Here is a 16694-nt window from a genome sequence, read left to right as displayed (position 1 = left end):
ATCTCAGCAGCGCAATACGAGGCCCGACGACAGTTCGCGCTTGCGTTCAGGCGCACACCAAGACCTGACCTAGTTTCTGTACTCGGCCCTCGCTGGAGTGTAGGCTTGGAAGTACGCAGGCTCACAGACGACGATTACTTCAAGCTCGCAGTAAGGCAGTTCAACAAGAGCATGGGGGTGAGGAACTTCGCCCCAGAGGAAAAACAACTACTTTACAACCAGACTGGAGTTTGAAATGAACCTAAAGCAGATGCTCAAGCCAGCACCGTACGGGGTCGAGCAGAAGGGCAACATGGGAGCAGCGGTCCTCATTGTGTTCGTAGCGCTGTTCGGCTATGCGTTCTACGACATGCAACCTGACCAAAGAGTGACGCTGCTTGTTGCTGTTGCGTTGCTTGCGGTCCTGCTGTGCTTCTACTTCTTCATCGCGCTGATACCTGCAATGCTGCGCGCAACTGTGCGTCTGCTACCTGCAATCATCACACTGCTGTTCGTGGGTTTCTTTGCGGGCATAGGATTCATCCTCGCAACACACGTCATCTAGATCACACAGTCATGCAGCGCACACCATAGGCTCCTTCGGGAGCCTTTTTCATCTGGGTAATCTGCAAAGCTAAATACATCCGTAACCGCTAGTCCTACCCGTAAGGGCGGCCATAACGAGAATTACGGATGAGTAACAAGAAAACTCCAACAAACGCATTTGGTCCGGGTAATCAACCCGCAAACAACGGCAACACACGCACCAAGTCGGCAAAAGTCCGATCCATCAAAGCGCTCAAGAAGGTGATGGGATTCGATGAGGACGATCTACATGAATACATCGTAGACAAAGCCTTCAACCATCAAGACAAAGACATGATGGCGCTGTTTCTAAGAACGGCGATTCCAACGCCACGCAGCAAACTCCCAAACACGCAGTTCCAGTACAACCGCAACCTGCCTTATCACGAAAAGTGCGAGCTGATTATCGAAGCAGTCTCGAAGGGTGATTTATCACCCGACGAGGGTAGCGAGATCATCAACCAGATCAAGAGCACGGCAAGCGTCTACGAGCAATCTGAGCTTGTCAAGCGCATCGAGCAGCTGGAGGCAGACGTAGCGGAACGCAAAGCAAAGCCTGCGAGTGGCAATGAGTAAGGCGTTATTGAAGCGCCTTGAAGTCATTGAGCAGACCAACAAAGACTTAGACGCAGTACACAAGCCCCGCCAGTTCCGTATTGGAGTATTCGAGGCGTCGCGTAAAGGAAAGTTGCTGTACGTGATTGATGCCTTCGGCAACAAGATGCAGGGTCTTGAACACGACGACGGTATCACGATCACAGAAAACTTCTTGCCACTGTTTGATAAGAGGTTCCGCTTTGTTTCAATGCGTGGTGGACGTGCTGGCATGAAGACGGACACAACGGGCCTCGTTTTGCTGCTGATGTCCTACTACAAGCCGCTTCGCATTTTGTGCTTCCGCGAGGTGCAAAACAGCATCAAGCAGTCCGTCTACGCAACTCTGAAAAAGATGATCGAGAAGCTTGGACTCGAAAGCTTCTTTGAAGATTCAACCGAGAACGAGATACGCGGCAAGAACGGCTCGATCTTCATGTTCAAGGGCTTGCGCGATCAGACGGTAGAAAACGTCAAGTCCTTCTCAGACGTTGATATCTGTTGGGGCGAAGAAGCAAGAGCACTAACAGAGCGCTCGTTGCAAGTGCTGATCCCCACAGTGGTTCGTAATGAGGGAGCGCGCTTCTTCTTTACATGGAACCCTCAACAAGACAGCGACGCAGTATACCAACGCTACGTGCTGACAAAGAGCGATCGAGTATGCGACATACGGGTGAATTTCACACACAATCCGTGGTTCATCGACGCAATCGACGAGGAACGTCAAGAAGACAAAGCCCGCCTGCCAGTCGAGCAGTATGAATGGATTTGGGAAGGCAAGGTGCTGCCAGCCTTGGTTGGCTCTGTGTACTTCAATGAGGTATCAGCAGCGGTAGAGCAAAACCGCATCACACGCGTTGCAGTTGATCCACTCAAGGCCGTTTGGCAAGTCTGGGACTTGGGTATGAACGACAGTACGGCAATCATTCTAGTGCAAACGCACTTGAGCGAAGTCCGCATTGTTGGCTATATCGAGAACCGCGGAAAGAACCTCGGTTGGTACAACGAGCAGATCAGAGAGTGGGGGCAGCAAAACGGCGTGACCAATTGGGGAGCCGTTTATCTGCCACACGATGGCGCGCACCGTGACTATACGGGCAACACACCAGAATATTACATGAAGGCATTCGGCTGGAAAGTATCCATCATGCCTCCAAACAACGCGGACGTTGGCATTCGCGCAGCACGCATGATGTTCCCCAACGTGTGGATTGATCGAGACTGTGTGAAGCTGATCGAGTGCTTGAAGCGATACCGCTACAAAGAGAACTCAGACGGCAGCTTGGGTGAAGTCGTCCACGATATCTTCTCACATGGGGCAGACGCATTCCGCTATCTAGCCATGGAGCGAGAAAAACTGACCGAAACATTGCGAAAGCAGTACAACGGTCAAATCCTGAAGCGTAATCACACGCTATTCAGATGAACACAATGCCTAAAAAGGATAATAAATAAAAATGGCAACAGAAAATCAATCACCTACCAATGAGCCACTTGTTGAGAGCGCATCCCAACAAAGCCAAGGCGGTGACGTTGGCGGTGCCCTTAGCGAGAATGACTTTATCCGCTATTTCAATGACAAGCACAGCGCACCGAAAGAGGCGCCTGCACAGAAGCAAGCTGAAACAGAAGCTGGCTCCGAAGACGATGTTGTTGACCTTAGTGAACTTGAAGACGACTCAGCAGCGCACGAAGCAACCGAGCAAAGCAGCGATTCTAACGATACCAACGCGAGCGAAGAAGCAGAGAGCGAAGCAGAGCCAGTATTCAGGATTCAGGTAGATGGAAAGACTATCGAAGTTAAGCAATCTGAGCTGATCGCTGATGCACAGAAGCATCGTGCGGCTACAACCAAGTTCGATGAAGCTTCAAAAATGCGCAAAGAAGCGGATGAGGATATCTCCTTTTACCGAAATGAGAGAGATAGCCTAAAGAGCGTGTTGGCACAGTATCGGAATTTTATGAATGAGCAGGTGACTGCTCGTACACCTGATTGGGAGTCGTTGCTGCGTGATGATCCTCTTGAGTACATTCGTCAAGAGAAATATCACCAAGCGATGCAGCAGCAGTTGGCACAAGCACAGGCGTATCAAGAGAACATCAAGAAACAAGAGGAACTTGAACGCCAAGTTGCAGCTGAGAAGCACACGAAGGAGCAGTTGTCTCGCGCCTATGAGATGTTTCCACACTGGAAGAACCCAGAGGTGCGACAACGAGACGCGAAGCTGATGCAAGCATACTTGACCGAAGCTGGCTTTACAGCCGCGGAGCAAGATGGCTTGAACGATGCTCGTATGCTCGACGTGGTGCTGAAAGCTGCGAAATACGATCAGGCAGTAAAAGCTAAAGACCAGAAGAAGGCTAAGCCATCAACTGGAAAAACTTTGACATCGAACGTTTCACAGTCTGCTGATCCTGGCTTCCAAAAGCGTCAGGCACAGACAGCGAACGCGAGAGAGGCGAAGGCTTTGCAAGACAGGTTCAAACAGAACGGCGACTTTGATTCATTCAAGGCCATGTTCACGAACCAGATGCGAACCAAGCGCTGATTCACTTTCTAGCCTAACAAAAAGGATAATAAAATGGCTAACAACATCGTAACACCATACGAGGTTAAAACTAACCGCGAAGATTTGGGCGACAAGATTTGGAACATTGCACCAGACAAGACCCCGGTTTTGGACGCAATCGGCAAGACAACTGCTACTAACTCCCTGCACGAGTGGGTACACGACACACTGCCAATCGCGAGCACAACCAACGCCGTTACTGACGGTATCGACGCTGTTACGCAAGCTCAGACAGCAGCCGCGCGTATCGGTAACTACACGCAGAACCTGCAAAAGGTATTCGCCGTTTCAGACAACCAGAAGACTTCAGACGAAGCAGGCATGACCGAACTGGCTCGCTTGACTTACAACAACATGAAGTCAATCAAGCTGGACATGGAAGCGACTATTCTGGAACGTACAGCAGGTACAGTCGGTGATGACACAGGCTCAAACCCACGCACTATGCTGGGCGTAGCTGGTTTCCTGACTACAAACGCATTGTGCGGTGCAGGCGGTTCCGTTACAGCTGGCGCACGTACAGCTTCAAGCTTCGCAAACCCAACAATCGTTGCAGGTACTGCGCGTCCTCTGACAGAAGACCTGCTGATCGCAGCGATGCAGGACGCGTACACAAAGGGCGGTACACCATCCACATTCTTTGTCTCACCAAAGGGCAAGGTAACTGTATCAAGCTTCAACGAGCGCGTCACAAAGATGCAGAACGTTGCGGACGACAGCAAGACTTACCACACAGCTATCGACGCATACGCTACAGACTTCGGTGTTATCACGATCGTTCCAAACATTGTGCTGGCACAAGTTGGCTCAACCAACGCATACCTGATCGACACAAAGCAATTTGCTCTGGCCGAGAAGAAGTCAGTTGGTCTCGAACAGCTGGCGCGTACTGGTACATACGACAAGTACATGATCAACTGGGAGGCAACTCTGGAAGTACGCGCAGAGGAAGGCTCAGCAATCATCCGCGACTTGTCCGGTTACTAATCACACAGTCCTATCGATTGTGAACAAGGGAGCTTCGGCTCCCTTTCTTCATTTGGATAGCGAAATAAATAACGGGTAATCCTTTAGAGGGAACCCGTTACATGGCTAGTAAAACGACAAAAAGCCCTACAGACATTCCACAGGCTGCTGATCAAGACGATGTTCAGGAGCAACTGAAGCAGCAACTACAGCAACTGCTTCCCGGCGTAATCCCGCAAGACTCCGGTCCTCTCATGCACGTATCTGCTGACGATCAACCACCAGCAAGCAAGCGCAAGTCAATCGAAGAAGTCGAAGCTATCGTCAAGCAGCTGGAAGAGCGTGCGAAAGATTACGTGCGCAATCGCATCATGCATCGCGCTACACGATGCCAAGCGTACTTCTTTGCAGAGCCGGTCGGCGAGTTCACGCCAACAGGTGAAGGACGTTCGGACTACGTTGACACAGCAGTAGCCGACACAATCCGTTGGCTCGAATGCCCGCTTGTTGAAGCCTTCTGCGGCACACAGAAGATCGTTGACTTCATCGCGCGTAACAGTGCACAGGAGCAGTCGGCTGAAGCAGTAAACGCGATGGTCAATCGCGTATGGCAAGACAACAAAGGCTACGAGGTAATGCGTACATGGATCAACGACGCATTGCTTACCCCCGGCGGCGTCATCAAGATTTACTGGGAGCCAGATAGCAAGCTGAAGACAGAGCGCTTCAAGGGCTTATCAGATGACGAATTTGGCATTATCGCAGTCGCTGCCCACGCTGGCGAGCTTGAAGTCATCGAGCACACAATTTATCAAAATCAACAGCTTGGGTCGTTGACGGTACTGCAGCATGGTATGGCAATGGCCGGTGCCAACTCCACTGGCACGATGGCTCCACCAGTTGCGCAACAAATTCAACAAGGCGTGCAGCAGGGGGCAAACCCGCAGCAGATTGCTCAGAACGTCCAAGTCGATCCCAATCTTCCACCGATTAGTCAAACGCTGCACGATGTAAAGGTCGTGTATCGACCAGACGGCAAGAAGGGCAAGGTAAAGATCGTCAACGTTCCGCTGGAAGAGTTCTATGTTGACCCATCGGCACGTTGCATCGAAGACGCTCGTTATGCGGCACACGCTTGCTTCAAGACAATCTCAGAGCTTCGCGCAATGGGCTTTGACGAGGAACTGCTAGAGACACTGGAAGATCGCGAAGACGATCCACGTTTGACCGAGCTTTACCTTGCGCGTAATCGTCTTGACCAAGCAAACACATGGGCATTTGACCACGTACAGGAAGACGATGCGCTACGTGAAGTCCTTGTTGTAGAAGCTTACTTGCTGATGGATTACGACGGAGACGGTATTGCTGAGTGGCGCAAGATCACGAAGGCAGGCAACACGATGCTGATGAACGAGCCGGTAGACGGCAACCCGTTCTGCGTGATGAGCAGCATGCCAATATCGCACACGCTGTTTGGCATGAGCGTTGCGGAACTTGCGCTAGGCATCCAGAAGCACAACACGCACCTAGTACGCTCGATGGAAGACAACGTCAGCTATGGCGCGAACGCTGCTATCTGGATCGATGCAAACGCGGTTGATGCGGAACATGTTCTGGAGATTGGTCCCGGTACTGTCATTCCAGTAAACGGAGACGGTAACGCAGCAATTGGTGTCGTGCCTAACAGCAGCGGCGACATTGCAGCAGTTACAGAGATGTTGGAGTTGCTGGATACCATCAAGCAGGAGCGTACAGGCGTACAGAAGCTGACGCGCGGTAGCGATGCCGACATTGTCAACGAGACAGCGTCAGGCTACGCAATGATGTCCGAGTACGCGGAGAGCCGTACAAAGCTGATCGCACGCCACTTTGCAGAGACAGGTGTAAAGCCTGCTGCATTGCGTATTCAGGCTTTGCTTGCGCAGCACCAAGACGAATACATGCAAGTACGCCTCAACGGTCAAACAGTCCAAGCTGACCCGCTCGACGCACATCAACAATATGACCTCGATATCCAAGTCGGACTGGGTACCGGCGATAAGGGCCGCACGCTCGGCGCACTGATGCAAATCCTGCAATTGCAGCAACAGGCGATGGCCCAAAGCACAGGCATGGTCGACCTGAACCTCGTCTACAACACGGTCGAGCGCGTTGTCGCGGCGCTGGGTATTGCGAACGTAGGTGAGTTCGTGCGCAAGCCGCCATCACCTATGCCAACTCCACCACAACCTCAGGTATCGCCTGAAGATCAAGTCAAGCTGCAAATCGCGCAGCAGAGCGCCCAGGCCGAACAGCAACGTCAGGAACGACAAGCGCAGTTGGACGCAATGCGTATCCAAGCGCAAGCCAAGGCCGACAACGCGCAAATGCAGATGGACTTCAACTACAAGATGCAGTTGCTTGAGAAGCAGAAGGAAATTGAGCAGTTGAAAGCGATCCTTTCGACAGCGCAGCAACGTGAAGCAGCAGCACTGCAAGCCGGTGTTTCACCACAGGCTGAGGCCGCGATGTTCAACGAGACGTTCCGGTCTACGGAGAACAAGTTTTCAGACGCACTTACTGGCGTCAACATGCAAATGAGCGGCGAGTACGACAAGTTCCTCAACGCGGTGATAAACGCACCCGAACCAAATACGCCTGATCAAACAGGCCAACAACAAGGATAAGAAATGACAGACGGTCAACTTGATACAGCAATTTTCGACGGTGAAGCCGCTCGCGCGTTGCTGTCAAACGAAGTGTTGATGAAGGCGCTTGCTGAATGTGAGCGCACAGCAACAGAAAAGATGATCACGGCACTGGACGTGGCGGTGCGTGAAGAAAACTGGTACTTGACTCGCGCAGTACGCGAACTGAAAGCACAGCTTCTCAAGTTCGCGAATTCAGGTACAGCAGCAAAGGAAACAAAGGCGAAGCGAGCGCGAAATGGACAAAAGTAAGGTTGATATTCAAGTTACAAAGGACGTTAGAGGCTACACACTGTTCGTCCAGAAGACGGATGACGTAACAAAGGAGTTGGAAGAAGCGAAGGCGATTCGCAACGAGATTGGCGGTCTAGCGACGTATGGCAAGAACATGCGTCATCTCGCACACTTCCCAGCAGCAGCGATCACGGCCTATCTGCACGCATACGATGTAACAGCAGCAGAGTTCGATGCGGACAAGACGAAACACGTCCAACGCATGATGGCTGATCCTAACCTGCAAGCGTTCGTGATCAACCCATACCTCACGAAGCGATAGGCAGCACAGGCAGTAACGCCACAAAACTATAACAACAAGGCGAATATGTCAGGTTTCGACTCATACGACGATTTCCAGGAGTACGTTGCGCTAGCTCTGCAACGTTCCAACCTTGGTGATCTGATCCCACTGTTCATTCAGCAAGCAGAGATTCGCTTGCGTGATCTGTTCAACGACTTCCCGCAGCAGAAGGCAGAGCCCTACATCCTGTACCCAGCAGCGGGTACAAACGTGATTGCGCTCCCATCAGACTTCTCAACGATAAGCAAAGTCCTGTACGGCAATCATGTGCTGCGTTTCATTCCCATGTCGGCGGTTGATCATAGCAACACGCTATACCACGGCCACATGTTCAGCGAGGACGGTAACAACCTCTACTTGCAGACACAGGTAGGCGGACAAACGCAGCTGACCATCTACTACTTCAAGGAACTGGACCAGCTATCAGATTCCAATCAAAGCAACTGGTTACTTGAGGAATACCCAAACGTCTATCTGTACGCAACGCTCGTTGAAGCGGCGATGCACATCATGGATGACGAGCGCATCCCACTGTTCGAACAGAAGCTGCAACAAGCGCTCCAGATTGCGAACCAAAACAAGCGCGAACGTCTAGTGCCTAAGAACACCAGACTGATTCGAAAGGTTCGATAAGAGGGAAGTATGGCTACAAGACTCGAAATCGAACCACAAAAGCTAGTCGGCTTTGCTCCTGACCTTGACCCGAGTACACCGGGCATATTCCAGACGTGCAACAACGTCGTGCCAACGCTTATCGGCTTCAAGAGCGCAGCAAGTCCCGTAACTGCTGGATTGCCTGCTCTCACACAACCAGCGCAGGGCAGCGCACTAATCTCGCGCCTCGATGGCACTGACCGACAATACGCAGGCACGCAAAACCACCTGTTTGAGAACACAGGCGGTGTCTGGGTCGATCAAAGTCGAAGCGGTGGCTACAGCATTGGTGGTGGCAATCAGTGGCGCTTTGCTGCGTTCGGCAATGAATCGCTAGCGGTCAACGGCGTTGACGTATTGCAGGCCAGCTTGGACGGAGCGTTTAGCAATGTCCCGGTTGCGTTGCAGACGATCACAGTCCCGGAAGGCGGTACAGGCTACACAAGCCCAACAGTAACGATCTCAGCACCTGACTTGCTTACGGGCATACAAGCAACTGCTACGGCAACTGTAAGCGGTGGTGTCGTCACAGACATCACGATCACAAACGCAGGTACGGGCTACTACAACACACCAACGGTAACAATCAGCGACGCTGCCGGCACAGGTGCGAAGGCAACAGCGCAACTAGTAGCGGCGCCGGTTGGTAAGACCATCTTCGTTGCGAATGGTCAAGTGTTCGTGTGCAACTGCTCGTCGCCGCCAGAAGTCGCGGGCGGCAACTTCTGGTTCGCATCTGGTATCTACGACCAAACGCAATGGGACTACACGAACGAGCAAACGCTTTGCGCATACGGCCAGTTGATCGACACGCCGGGACCAATCACAGCTGGTACGAGCTTAGGCCCGAACGCGATCCTGTTCAAATCCAATTCGATGTTCATTGGCACGCAGACGGGCTATCCAGTCGGCTGGGACTTCCAAGCTGTCAGCAAGAACATCGGTACATTCTGTCAGGAGTCGGTAGTCAACACAGGCACGACGCTGTTCTTCATCGGGCCGGATGACTTCTACGCATATCAGGGCAACGGCTTACCTGTTCCTATTGGTCAGAACGTGCGCCGCTGGTTCTTCGATACGCTTAGTCCTAACTACAAGACGTCAATTAGTTCCTTCTACGATCAGGAGCAGCGCGTCATCTACTGGGCGTTCGTGTCGAACGCATCTTCGGACGGCACATTAGACACCTGCATTACCTACAACTGGTCAACCGGTACCTGGGGCCGCATGGATACCAACATGCAGGGGTTCGTGCAGGTCATCAGCGGGCAGATCACGTACAACGAACTTGGTGTGCTGTATCAGGAATGGGAAGACTTGCCGACTGTCTCATGGGATTCATCGTTCTGGATCAACTTCCGTGTGACGCCCGGCTATTTTGACAGCACAAACACTCTGCGAGCGTTAGCAGGCGCATCAAGCGGAGCAACAATCACAACAAACGCGTTCGGCGACGACTTGTTTTATTCGTCAATGCAGCAGTTCAAGATGCGCTTCTTTAAGGAGCCTGCCGCTGGTTCTGCACTGTGGCTAGGCTCCACTGCGTTGGGGGAAGCTTCGGCTTCTCCTACGGTAATCAACACAGGTCCGTTCATAGCGGGCGACGCGCGTATTGACGTCGACCAGAACGCACGCTGGCACACGCTTCAGCTTACTTTCACAGGAGATTTCGAGATCCTCCAGTGGTATCCAATGATGGTTCAAAGAGGTAAAAACTAATGGCACGTATAGGAAATATCGTGCTGCCAACAACAACGACCACGATCAACGGGCAGCAGGTCACATACTCGAATACAACGCAAGAACAGCAGATTCTCAACAAGATGGCCGCGCAGATCGACGCGATCTCATCAGGACAGATTTCGGCGGTTTGGAATGCAGCTAGCGCACCTCCTACGGAAGTTGGCAAGCCGCTGACAACAAACCCCACTGGCAAAGTGCTTGGCGTCACGTATGGGGTCGGCGACTTCCTGACCAACAACGCACCTGAAGTTACCACGGTTAACGGACACGGCTGGATTTTGCGAGGATGGTTGTGCGTCAAGGCAGGCAATACCGGTACGGCCAACCCGCCTGTGTTTGAGCCTATGTACAGTGTGACGACGCCGTTCTAAGCAGGCCATCTGAATAAATAAAAACTATAAGAAAAGGATTCAACATGGCATCTCTTCTCTCACTTCTGGGTCTCAACAACTCTAGTGGGTTGCCGTTCACACTGACGGACGACGAGCAGCAACAGCTAGCGCAACAGGCGCAGAGCGCACCAACAAACGGCGAGTCTGCGTTGATGGGAGTTGCGGGACCAGACTCAACATCACAGCAAGCGCAGCCAGTTCAGGCGGCAACACAGCAGAGCTTGCTTTCTCAGGTTGCGCAGGACGATAGCAGCAAGGATAACGTTGGTTCAGACGCAAATCCCAGCTACGACTCCGCAGCAGCTACCAACGTCAGCGCTGGCACTGACGACAACAACAGCGACAGCACAGCCACATCCGAAAGCGGAACAACAGACGCTGCTCCCGCTCCGTCTAACAGCGATGCGAGCGCGCAATCACCCGGTTTTATGTCGAAGCTGATGGGCGAACTGCGTTCGAACCCAACTTTGGGCGAGGCATTGATGAACGCCGGTTTCGGCATGATGGCAAATAGCCGCTACGGGACACCGGGTCTTGCTGCTGTTGGTATGGGCGCGCAGACGGGCTTGCAGACATACAACGCGTTGAAGCAGCAGCAAATTCAGAACCAGATTGCGCAACTAAACGCCCAGCGCGAACTACAGACAGCGAGCGTCAACAACCAGCAGACTATTGCGAACACCCAGCAGACACAGCTAGCAAACGCAAGTAAGCGCTCACTAATGGCGTACGCAGCGCAAGCGGGCACTAACTTCACAATTCCGGGTGCGATTGCAGCCGGCGCACTGCCACAAGACGCAATCAACGCGTTCCAAGGTCTGCATCCGAACCTGAACGTTCAGACGGACGACGCAGGCAACGTGTACGGCATCAACCCGCAGACAGGGCAACGAATCAATCTGGGCAGCGCAACGAAGATCGTCAACACGCCAGCCGGGAACACGACTATGGCGTACAACGGTACGGCCTCAAACGGCTCCGTCACACCACAAGTCGTGCAACAAGGCGGTCTTGCACCCGAGCAGGTCAACCAGAACGTTCAGAAGTACAACACGGCGCAGCAAGCAGCGGTCACGAAGTCACAGCAAGCGGGGCAGTTCCTGAACCAGTTGCAGACAGCCGAAGCTATGAACGGTTCGGGTGCGGGCGTTATCGGCTCAGGTATGCGAACAGTCGAAAGTAAGTTGGGTATGAACGACCCGAATTCGATTCTGCGTCAACAGTTCGCCCAAACCAACATTCAGCAAATCCTGAGTGGTCTTCCAAACGGCTCACGTATGGATCAGAACTTCCTCAAGCTTGCCGAAAACACAGTCGCAAACCCAGACACAGCGACGCCCGAGAATATGTTGCGCACTACAGCGCTTCTGAAGTCCAAGGCGGACTACGACAGCATTGATAGCGAAGCACGCTCCGCATACGTCTCAGCTAACGGTGGTATGGAAACACCGCTGAAGAAGGCGACAACGCTAACTGTCGGCGGTCAGACCATGAACGTCCCAGCAGGTACGACAATCCAGCAAGTCTCCGATGCAGCGACAAACAAGTTGGTTAATTGGGATCCACCTTTGGTTAATCCAAAGTGGGCCGATGGCAAGTCACAAGCGCAGATCAATCAGGCGCTGGCATTCGCGCAAGACAAGAACAAGCTGGCAAAGCTCCGTGCGCAGGGGATTTTGTTGCCATCCAATTTGCGTAACGGGGGCTAAACATGGCCGATACAGGCATCACATGGGGTGCTCCTGCTGACGACACAAGCACTGACTCGGGTATCAGTTGGGGCGGAAGCTCAAACCAAGCCCCACAAACTGACTTCAGCCCAAACGGCTTCGCTTCTTACTATCAAGACGCTATCCAGAACGCCGCTACAAAGCTAGGGGTTCCGGCGTCAGCAATTGCAGGCCAATGGGGCTTGGAAACAGGGTGGGGCAAGAGCGTTATCCCTGGCACAAACAACCTGGGCAACGTCAAGTCCACTGCGAACAGCGGGCAGGGCGTGCGAGCGACCGACAACACGACGGGCGGCACAGATTCATATCAGCAGTTCGTCAATCCGCTCGACTTCTCTAACGCATACGTCAACCTGATTAAATCGAGCTATCCGAAGGCAGTAGGGGCACAGAACCCGACAGCATTCGCAACTGCGCTGAAGCAAGGCGGATACGCACAAGATCCGAAGTACGTTGGTAAGGTGTCGGCAGCGGCCAACTTGGCGAACACTGCGCTGACTGCGCTAACCGGCTCCACAAACGCAAACGCGAGCGAAGCACCACCGCAATCTGGGGACGATTTCAACCAATGGTTACAAAGCAACAGCAAGGGCGCGAGTCCCGCAACTGCTTCCGTATCCAGTGGTGGAAACGACTTCGATAGCTGGATGAAGAACAACGGCCAGATGGGAACAGGCAGCATCGCTGAAAACATCTGGAACGGTATCAAGAACATTCCAAGCAATGTGGCGAACGGCGTTAGCCAATCGTTCCAGCACCCACTAGACTTTGCGAAGGGCGCTGCTTCGTCCGTGTGGAACCCACTCATCAACGCATTCGCGGGTCAAACTGTTGCCGAAGCTTCACAAGCGCCCAACAGCACTGTGAACGTTACACCTCAGACAATCGCAGCACAAAAGGCAGTATCGCAGCAACACAACATCACACCGGGCACGAACACGAACCAGTCTGCGTACAACGCGGGTCACTTCGTTGGCGATACCGCTGTATCCGCGGGAGCAGGTGTACTTGCCCCTGAGTTCGCTGGTGCTAGCTTGCTCGGCCGTGTCGGCGCAGCGGTTGGCAACGGCGCATTGCAGGGCGCAATCCAAGGTGGGGTGCCGTCCACGCTCGACGGCGACTCGTTAGCGCAGATCGCACAGAACACAGCATTGGGCGCTGCTGGTGGTGCCGCACTTGGTCCTGTCGCACACGCAGTGGGAGCCGTTGCAAAGCCCGTCATTAGCAAAGTTCTTGGTACGAAGGCAGCTATCGACGCCGTTGATGCTACTGCTTCAAACGCAGGCACGGCAACAGGTGGCGCGTTCAGTCCAGCGGAAAAGGACATGGCGGGAAAGATCGCGCAGGCGGTCGATGCCGACTCGTCTCCGCAGACAGCGCAAGACGTTGCGACACAACTAAGCAGCAGCGCGAACAGTGCAGTGCCGGGCTATCAACGCACCGCAGCGGAAGCAACTGACAACCCGACTATCCAAGCGATTCAGCAGGGTCTGGACAAGAGCGATAACAACGCAGGCTTGGCCGCGCGTGCGAATACAAATGCCGACGCGAACACGTCCTTCCTGCGTCAAGGCGCTACGAGCGATGCCGACTTGCAAGCACAACGTGATGCATTCCAGCAATCGCAAGACGCGTTGGCCGCACAGGGCAATGCACAGATGCCAGCAGTGAGCGCAACCGACAATAACGGGCTGTTCAATACGCCTGCGATGCAGCGCACTTTGGGACGTGCAAACGTCCTTGCCCAGAACGAAGGCGATCCAATCATTCAGCGTGCGTTCGATGCGCCCAACGACAACTTGGTAAATCGATGGAACAATATTGCCGGTAGCCCGCAGAAAACAGCGAACCTGGAGCTTGAGCGTCAGTTCAGAACGTCCCCGATGTATCAGGACGTGCTGGATGCAGCGGCACCGATTGCTGTTGACGATCATCTCGCCGGGCTGCTGAACACGCCAGCAATGCAGAGAGCGTTGCGCGCAGTCGAGACGTTCAAGAACAATGCGCAAGACGAAACGCCATTCATTCAGGACGTTGCAGCGCTCGGGTCCGATGGACGCACATACGCGCAGTCGATCAATCCGCAGGACTTGAACCTTGCGAAGATGCATCTTGACGACTACATGCAACGCATGGGCAACCCGTCCGACATTGCTTCCGCGGACAAGTTTGAACTGACGAACTACGCGCGCATTCGCGCACAGGTGAACAATCTGCTTGAGGGGCAAGTTCCCGGCTTCGCGGACGTGAACAAGCAATATGCGAAGCTTTCCGATCAGATGGCGGAATCCAAGTTCCTGACAAGCCCGAACATGGTAGATGCGTTCGGCAAGCTCAATGTCCGTCAACTGGATTCTTTGGTCAAGTCGCTTGAAGCAGGCAAGGCAAACAACAACGAATTCGACCCTGCGAAAGCAGTCTCGAACGCTAAGCTTGCGCAACTTACAAAGATGCGTGACGACGCCGTAGCAATGATGGGCCGTAACAACGCTCGTGGACTGCGAGGCGATGCATACAGCTACATGCGACAAGCTGCTGAGAAAGACCCTGTTGCCGCACAAGCGTTGCAACAGCACTTGGAAGCTAATGCGCCTGCGTATAAGCAGTTCTACGCAGATCAGCAAGCAGGGCAGGATGCGATTGCGCGCCAGGAGAACTACAACGAGTTGGTGAAGAAGTTCGACACACGCACGGACGGAAATGTCTCGTGGCATGACGTGAAGAACCTCGGCAACAGCGCAGACGAGTTCGACCCAATCAATGTCGCTCGCTTGAATGCTGTGCGTGACAACCTGCAACGCTATGCGACACGTACCGAGCGTGTCGCAGGCTCAGACACAGCAAGCAACTTTGGGAAGCGTGAAGGTTTCGAGAATCTGGTTGCTGGCGAGCGCGGAAACGGCATCGGCAATGCGTTGATGAGCGAAGCAGGCGAACGTGCTGTGCGTACAGGTCTGGGTTCCGTTGCTACTGGTTTGGGCTTCTCGCACTTTGGCCCACTCGGCGGTATTGCTGCCGACTACTTGATGGACAAGGCAGGGACCAAGGCCGCAACAGCGCTAGGTAAGGCGTTCGGTGGAGACACTGCGGACGCGATTGCGGCAAAGACGGCAGCTAACCGCGATGCAGTCGAAAATCTGCTGCTCAATCCAAAGCGCTTGTCAGACGCGATCAGTGCAGTGGACACGGCAAACAAGGCCAAAGCCAAGCTGGCAGAGAATCTGATAAGTAAGGTGAAAGGAGTTCAGAACGCAGGCGGATTGTTGGGAGCGGTAGCGGCCGGTCAGGTTGCCGCAAGCAGCAACAAGAAGCAGGGCAAGTAGGAAGTACCAATCCCAAAGAAAAATAATAACAAGGGAAGAAGATGTCGATCTTTGTATTCAAACGTAAGGCCCAGTGGGGTCATTCGATCCCAATGGGAAGCAGCGGTAGCAGCGGTGGTAGTTCAACGACCACTACTGAACTGCCTGGCTATGCACAGGGCACAGCGCAGGACATTCTGAGCAAGGGTACAGCGCTCAGCAACTCGCCGATTCCGCAGTACACCGGGCAAACATATGCGGGAATGAATAGCACGCAGAACAACGCTATTCAGGGTATGTCGAACCTCGCGAACAGCGGTGGCGTAACCGGTCAAGTGAGTGGCGCAGTTAGCCAGATGGCAAACAACGGTGGCAACAACTACGGCAACGTTACCGCGCCAACGGCTACTGCGTCACAAAACCCCTATGCGAGCATGAGCAATCCGTATCTCGCACAGGAAGTGAACGCAGCTAACCAGCAGACCACGCAGGCGTTCAACCAGAACGCAATGAACCTGAACTCCCAGTTTGCGGGGACAGGTGCGTTCGGCGGCAGCGCGTATCAGAACGCGGTTAACAATAACAACAAGACGTTGGGGACTGCTCTCGCGAACAACTCCGCGAACATCTACGGCAACGCGTACAACACAGCGGCACAAGCAGCTAGCGTCAACGCGTCACTGGGTACAGAGGCAAGCTTGGCTAACCAGTCTTCTGCGTTGCAAGCTGCAAACCTCAACAGCAACAACTACAACACCGCGCAATCACGTGCTTTGTCTGCTGCGGGTCCAGCCTGTGTGAAAACGTGTTAGTCGCCTAAACTGAATCAACGCACTGAGATCTGGGTGACTCATGAAGCGATTCGTTGAAGGCGATGACCGCAAACAGGTCGCACTACTTCCCGAATGTGTCGAT

Annotated in this window: 14 protein-coding genes; all 14 read left to right on the top strand. The window is 53.5% G+C overall.

Annotated elements, in window-relative coordinates; all coding sequences use genetic code 11:
- Positions 1-235 precede the first annotated feature (235 nt).
- The 14 genes from AB4Y36_RS03505 (at position 236) to AB4Y36_RS03440 (ending at position 16591) form a co-directional block, all read left to right on the top strand.
- Positions 236-544, top strand: coding sequence for a hypothetical protein (locus tag AB4Y36_RS03505; protein WP_368682307.1), 309 nt, complete (start codon positions 236-238; stop codon positions 542-544).
- 128 nt (positions 545-672) lie between these two features.
- Positions 673-1140 carry a hypothetical protein gene (locus tag AB4Y36_RS03500; RefSeq protein ID WP_368682306.1) on the top strand — a complete coding sequence of 156 codons (468 nt, stop codon included), beginning with the start codon at positions 673-675 and terminating at the stop codon, positions 1138-1140.
- Positions 1133-2584, top strand: coding sequence for a PBSX family phage terminase large subunit (locus tag AB4Y36_RS03495; protein ID WP_368682305.1), 1452 nt, complete (start codon positions 1133-1135; stop codon positions 2582-2584). Before AB4Y36_RS03500 ends, AB4Y36_RS03495 begins: the two co-directional genes overlap by 8 nt.
- Before the next feature lie 31 nt (positions 2585-2615).
- The gene (locus AB4Y36_RS03490) at positions 2616-3707 is read left to right on the top strand and encodes a hypothetical protein (protein ID WP_368682304.1); all 1092 of its coding nucleotides are present in this window, start codon (positions 2616-2618) and stop codon (positions 3705-3707) included.
- A gap of 33 nt (positions 3708-3740) precedes the next feature.
- The gene (locus AB4Y36_RS03485) at positions 3741-4715 is read left to right on the top strand and encodes a DUF5309 family protein (protein WP_368682303.1); all 975 of its coding nucleotides are present in this window, start codon (positions 3741-3743) and stop codon (positions 4713-4715) included.
- Positions 4716-4816: 101 nt separating this feature from the next.
- Positions 4817-7360 carry a hypothetical protein gene (locus AB4Y36_RS03480; protein ID WP_368682302.1) on the top strand — a complete coding sequence of 848 codons (2544 nt, stop codon included), beginning with the start codon at positions 4817-4819 and terminating at the stop codon, positions 7358-7360.
- 3 nt (positions 7361-7363) lie between these two features.
- Complete coding sequence (locus AB4Y36_RS03475; protein WP_368682301.1) at positions 7364-7633, top strand: hypothetical protein; 270 nt, start codon at positions 7364-7366, stop codon at positions 7631-7633.
- The gene (locus AB4Y36_RS03470) at positions 7620-7937 is read left to right on the top strand and encodes a hypothetical protein (protein WP_368682300.1); all 318 of its coding nucleotides are present in this window, start codon (positions 7620-7622) and stop codon (positions 7935-7937) included. Before AB4Y36_RS03475 ends, AB4Y36_RS03470 begins: the two co-directional genes overlap by 14 nt.
- Positions 7938-7982: 45 nt before the next feature.
- Complete coding sequence (locus tag AB4Y36_RS03465; protein WP_368682299.1) at positions 7983-8591, top strand: hypothetical protein; 609 nt, start codon at positions 7983-7985, stop codon at positions 8589-8591.
- Between the two features lie 9 nt (positions 8592-8600).
- A complete protein-coding gene (locus tag AB4Y36_RS03460) occupies positions 8601-10331 on the top strand; it encodes a hypothetical protein (protein WP_368682298.1) in 1731 nt (576 codons plus the stop codon).
- Between the two features lie 20 nt (positions 10332-10351).
- Positions 10352-10726, top strand: coding sequence for a hypothetical protein (locus AB4Y36_RS03455; RefSeq protein ID WP_368682297.1), 375 nt, complete (start codon positions 10352-10354; stop codon positions 10724-10726).
- A gap of 44 nt (positions 10727-10770) precedes the next feature.
- Positions 10771-12456 carry a hypothetical protein gene (locus AB4Y36_RS03450; protein WP_368682296.1) on the top strand — a complete coding sequence of 562 codons (1686 nt, stop codon included), beginning with the start codon at positions 10771-10773 and terminating at the stop codon, positions 12454-12456.
- A gap of 2 nt (positions 12457-12458) precedes the next feature.
- Entirely contained in the window at positions 12459-15800 is a 3342-nt protein-coding gene (locus AB4Y36_RS03445; protein WP_368682295.1) for a glucosaminidase domain-containing protein, read from the top strand.
- A 41-nt stretch (positions 15801-15841) separates the two neighbouring features.
- Positions 15842-16591 (top strand): hypothetical protein, encoded by a 750-nt coding sequence (locus AB4Y36_RS03440; protein ID WP_368682294.1) that lies wholly within the window; start codon positions 15842-15844, stop codon positions 16589-16591.
- Positions 16592-16694 lie beyond the last annotated feature (103 nt).

It is taken from the genome of Paraburkholderia sp. BR10936 (genome assembly GCF_040965735.1).
In the GTDB taxonomy this organism is placed as follows: Bacteria; Pseudomonadota; Gammaproteobacteria; order Burkholderiales; family Burkholderiaceae; genus Paraburkholderia; species Paraburkholderia nodosa_A.
The sequence above is the reverse complement of the archived record's forward strand: the minus strand, read 5'-3'. Positions and strand labels throughout refer to the sequence as shown.

What these genes read in the sequence shown, in the direction of transcription:
- AB4Y36_RS03465 (WP_368682299.1), top strand. Translation starts at nt 7,983, where the DNA reads ATGTCAGGTTTCGACTCATACGACGATTTCCAGGAGTACGTTGCGCTA.
- AB4Y36_RS03475 (WP_368682301.1), top strand. Translation starts at nt 7,364, where the DNA reads ATGACAGACGGTCAACTTGATACAGCAATTTTCGACGGTGAAGCCGCT.
- AB4Y36_RS03450 (WP_368682296.1), top strand. Translation starts at nt 10,771, where the DNA reads ATGGCATCTCTTCTCTCACTTCTGGGTCTCAACAACTCTAGTGGGTTG.
- AB4Y36_RS03460 (WP_368682298.1), top strand. Translation starts at nt 8,601, where the DNA reads ATGGCTACAAGACTCGAAATCGAACCACAAAAGCTAGTCGGCTTTGCT.
- AB4Y36_RS03485 (WP_368682303.1), top strand. Translation starts at nt 3,741, where the DNA reads ATGGCTAACAACATCGTAACACCATACGAGGTTAAAACTAACCGCGAA.
- AB4Y36_RS03480 (WP_368682302.1), top strand. Translation starts at nt 4,817, where the DNA reads ATGGCTAGTAAAACGACAAAAAGCCCTACAGACATTCCACAGGCTGCT.
- AB4Y36_RS03470 (WP_368682300.1), top strand. Translation starts at nt 7,620, where the DNA reads ATGGACAAAAGTAAGGTTGATATTCAAGTTACAAAGGACGTTAGAGGC.
- AB4Y36_RS03500 (WP_368682306.1), top strand. Translation starts at nt 673, where the DNA reads ATGAGTAACAAGAAAACTCCAACAAACGCATTTGGTCCGGGTAATCAA.
- AB4Y36_RS03440 (WP_368682294.1), top strand. Translation starts at nt 15,842, where the DNA reads ATGTCGATCTTTGTATTCAAACGTAAGGCCCAGTGGGGTCATTCGATC.
- AB4Y36_RS03445 (WP_368682295.1), top strand. Translation starts at nt 12,459, where the DNA reads ATGGCCGATACAGGCATCACATGGGGTGCTCCTGCTGACGACACAAGC.
- AB4Y36_RS03495 (WP_368682305.1), top strand. Translation starts at nt 1,133, where the DNA reads ATGAGTAAGGCGTTATTGAAGCGCCTTGAAGTCATTGAGCAGACCAAC.
- AB4Y36_RS03490 (WP_368682304.1), top strand. Translation starts at nt 2,616, where the DNA reads ATGGCAACAGAAAATCAATCACCTACCAATGAGCCACTTGTTGAGAGC.
- AB4Y36_RS03505 (WP_368682307.1), top strand. Translation starts at nt 236, where the DNA reads ATGAACCTAAAGCAGATGCTCAAGCCAGCACCGTACGGGGTCGAGCAG.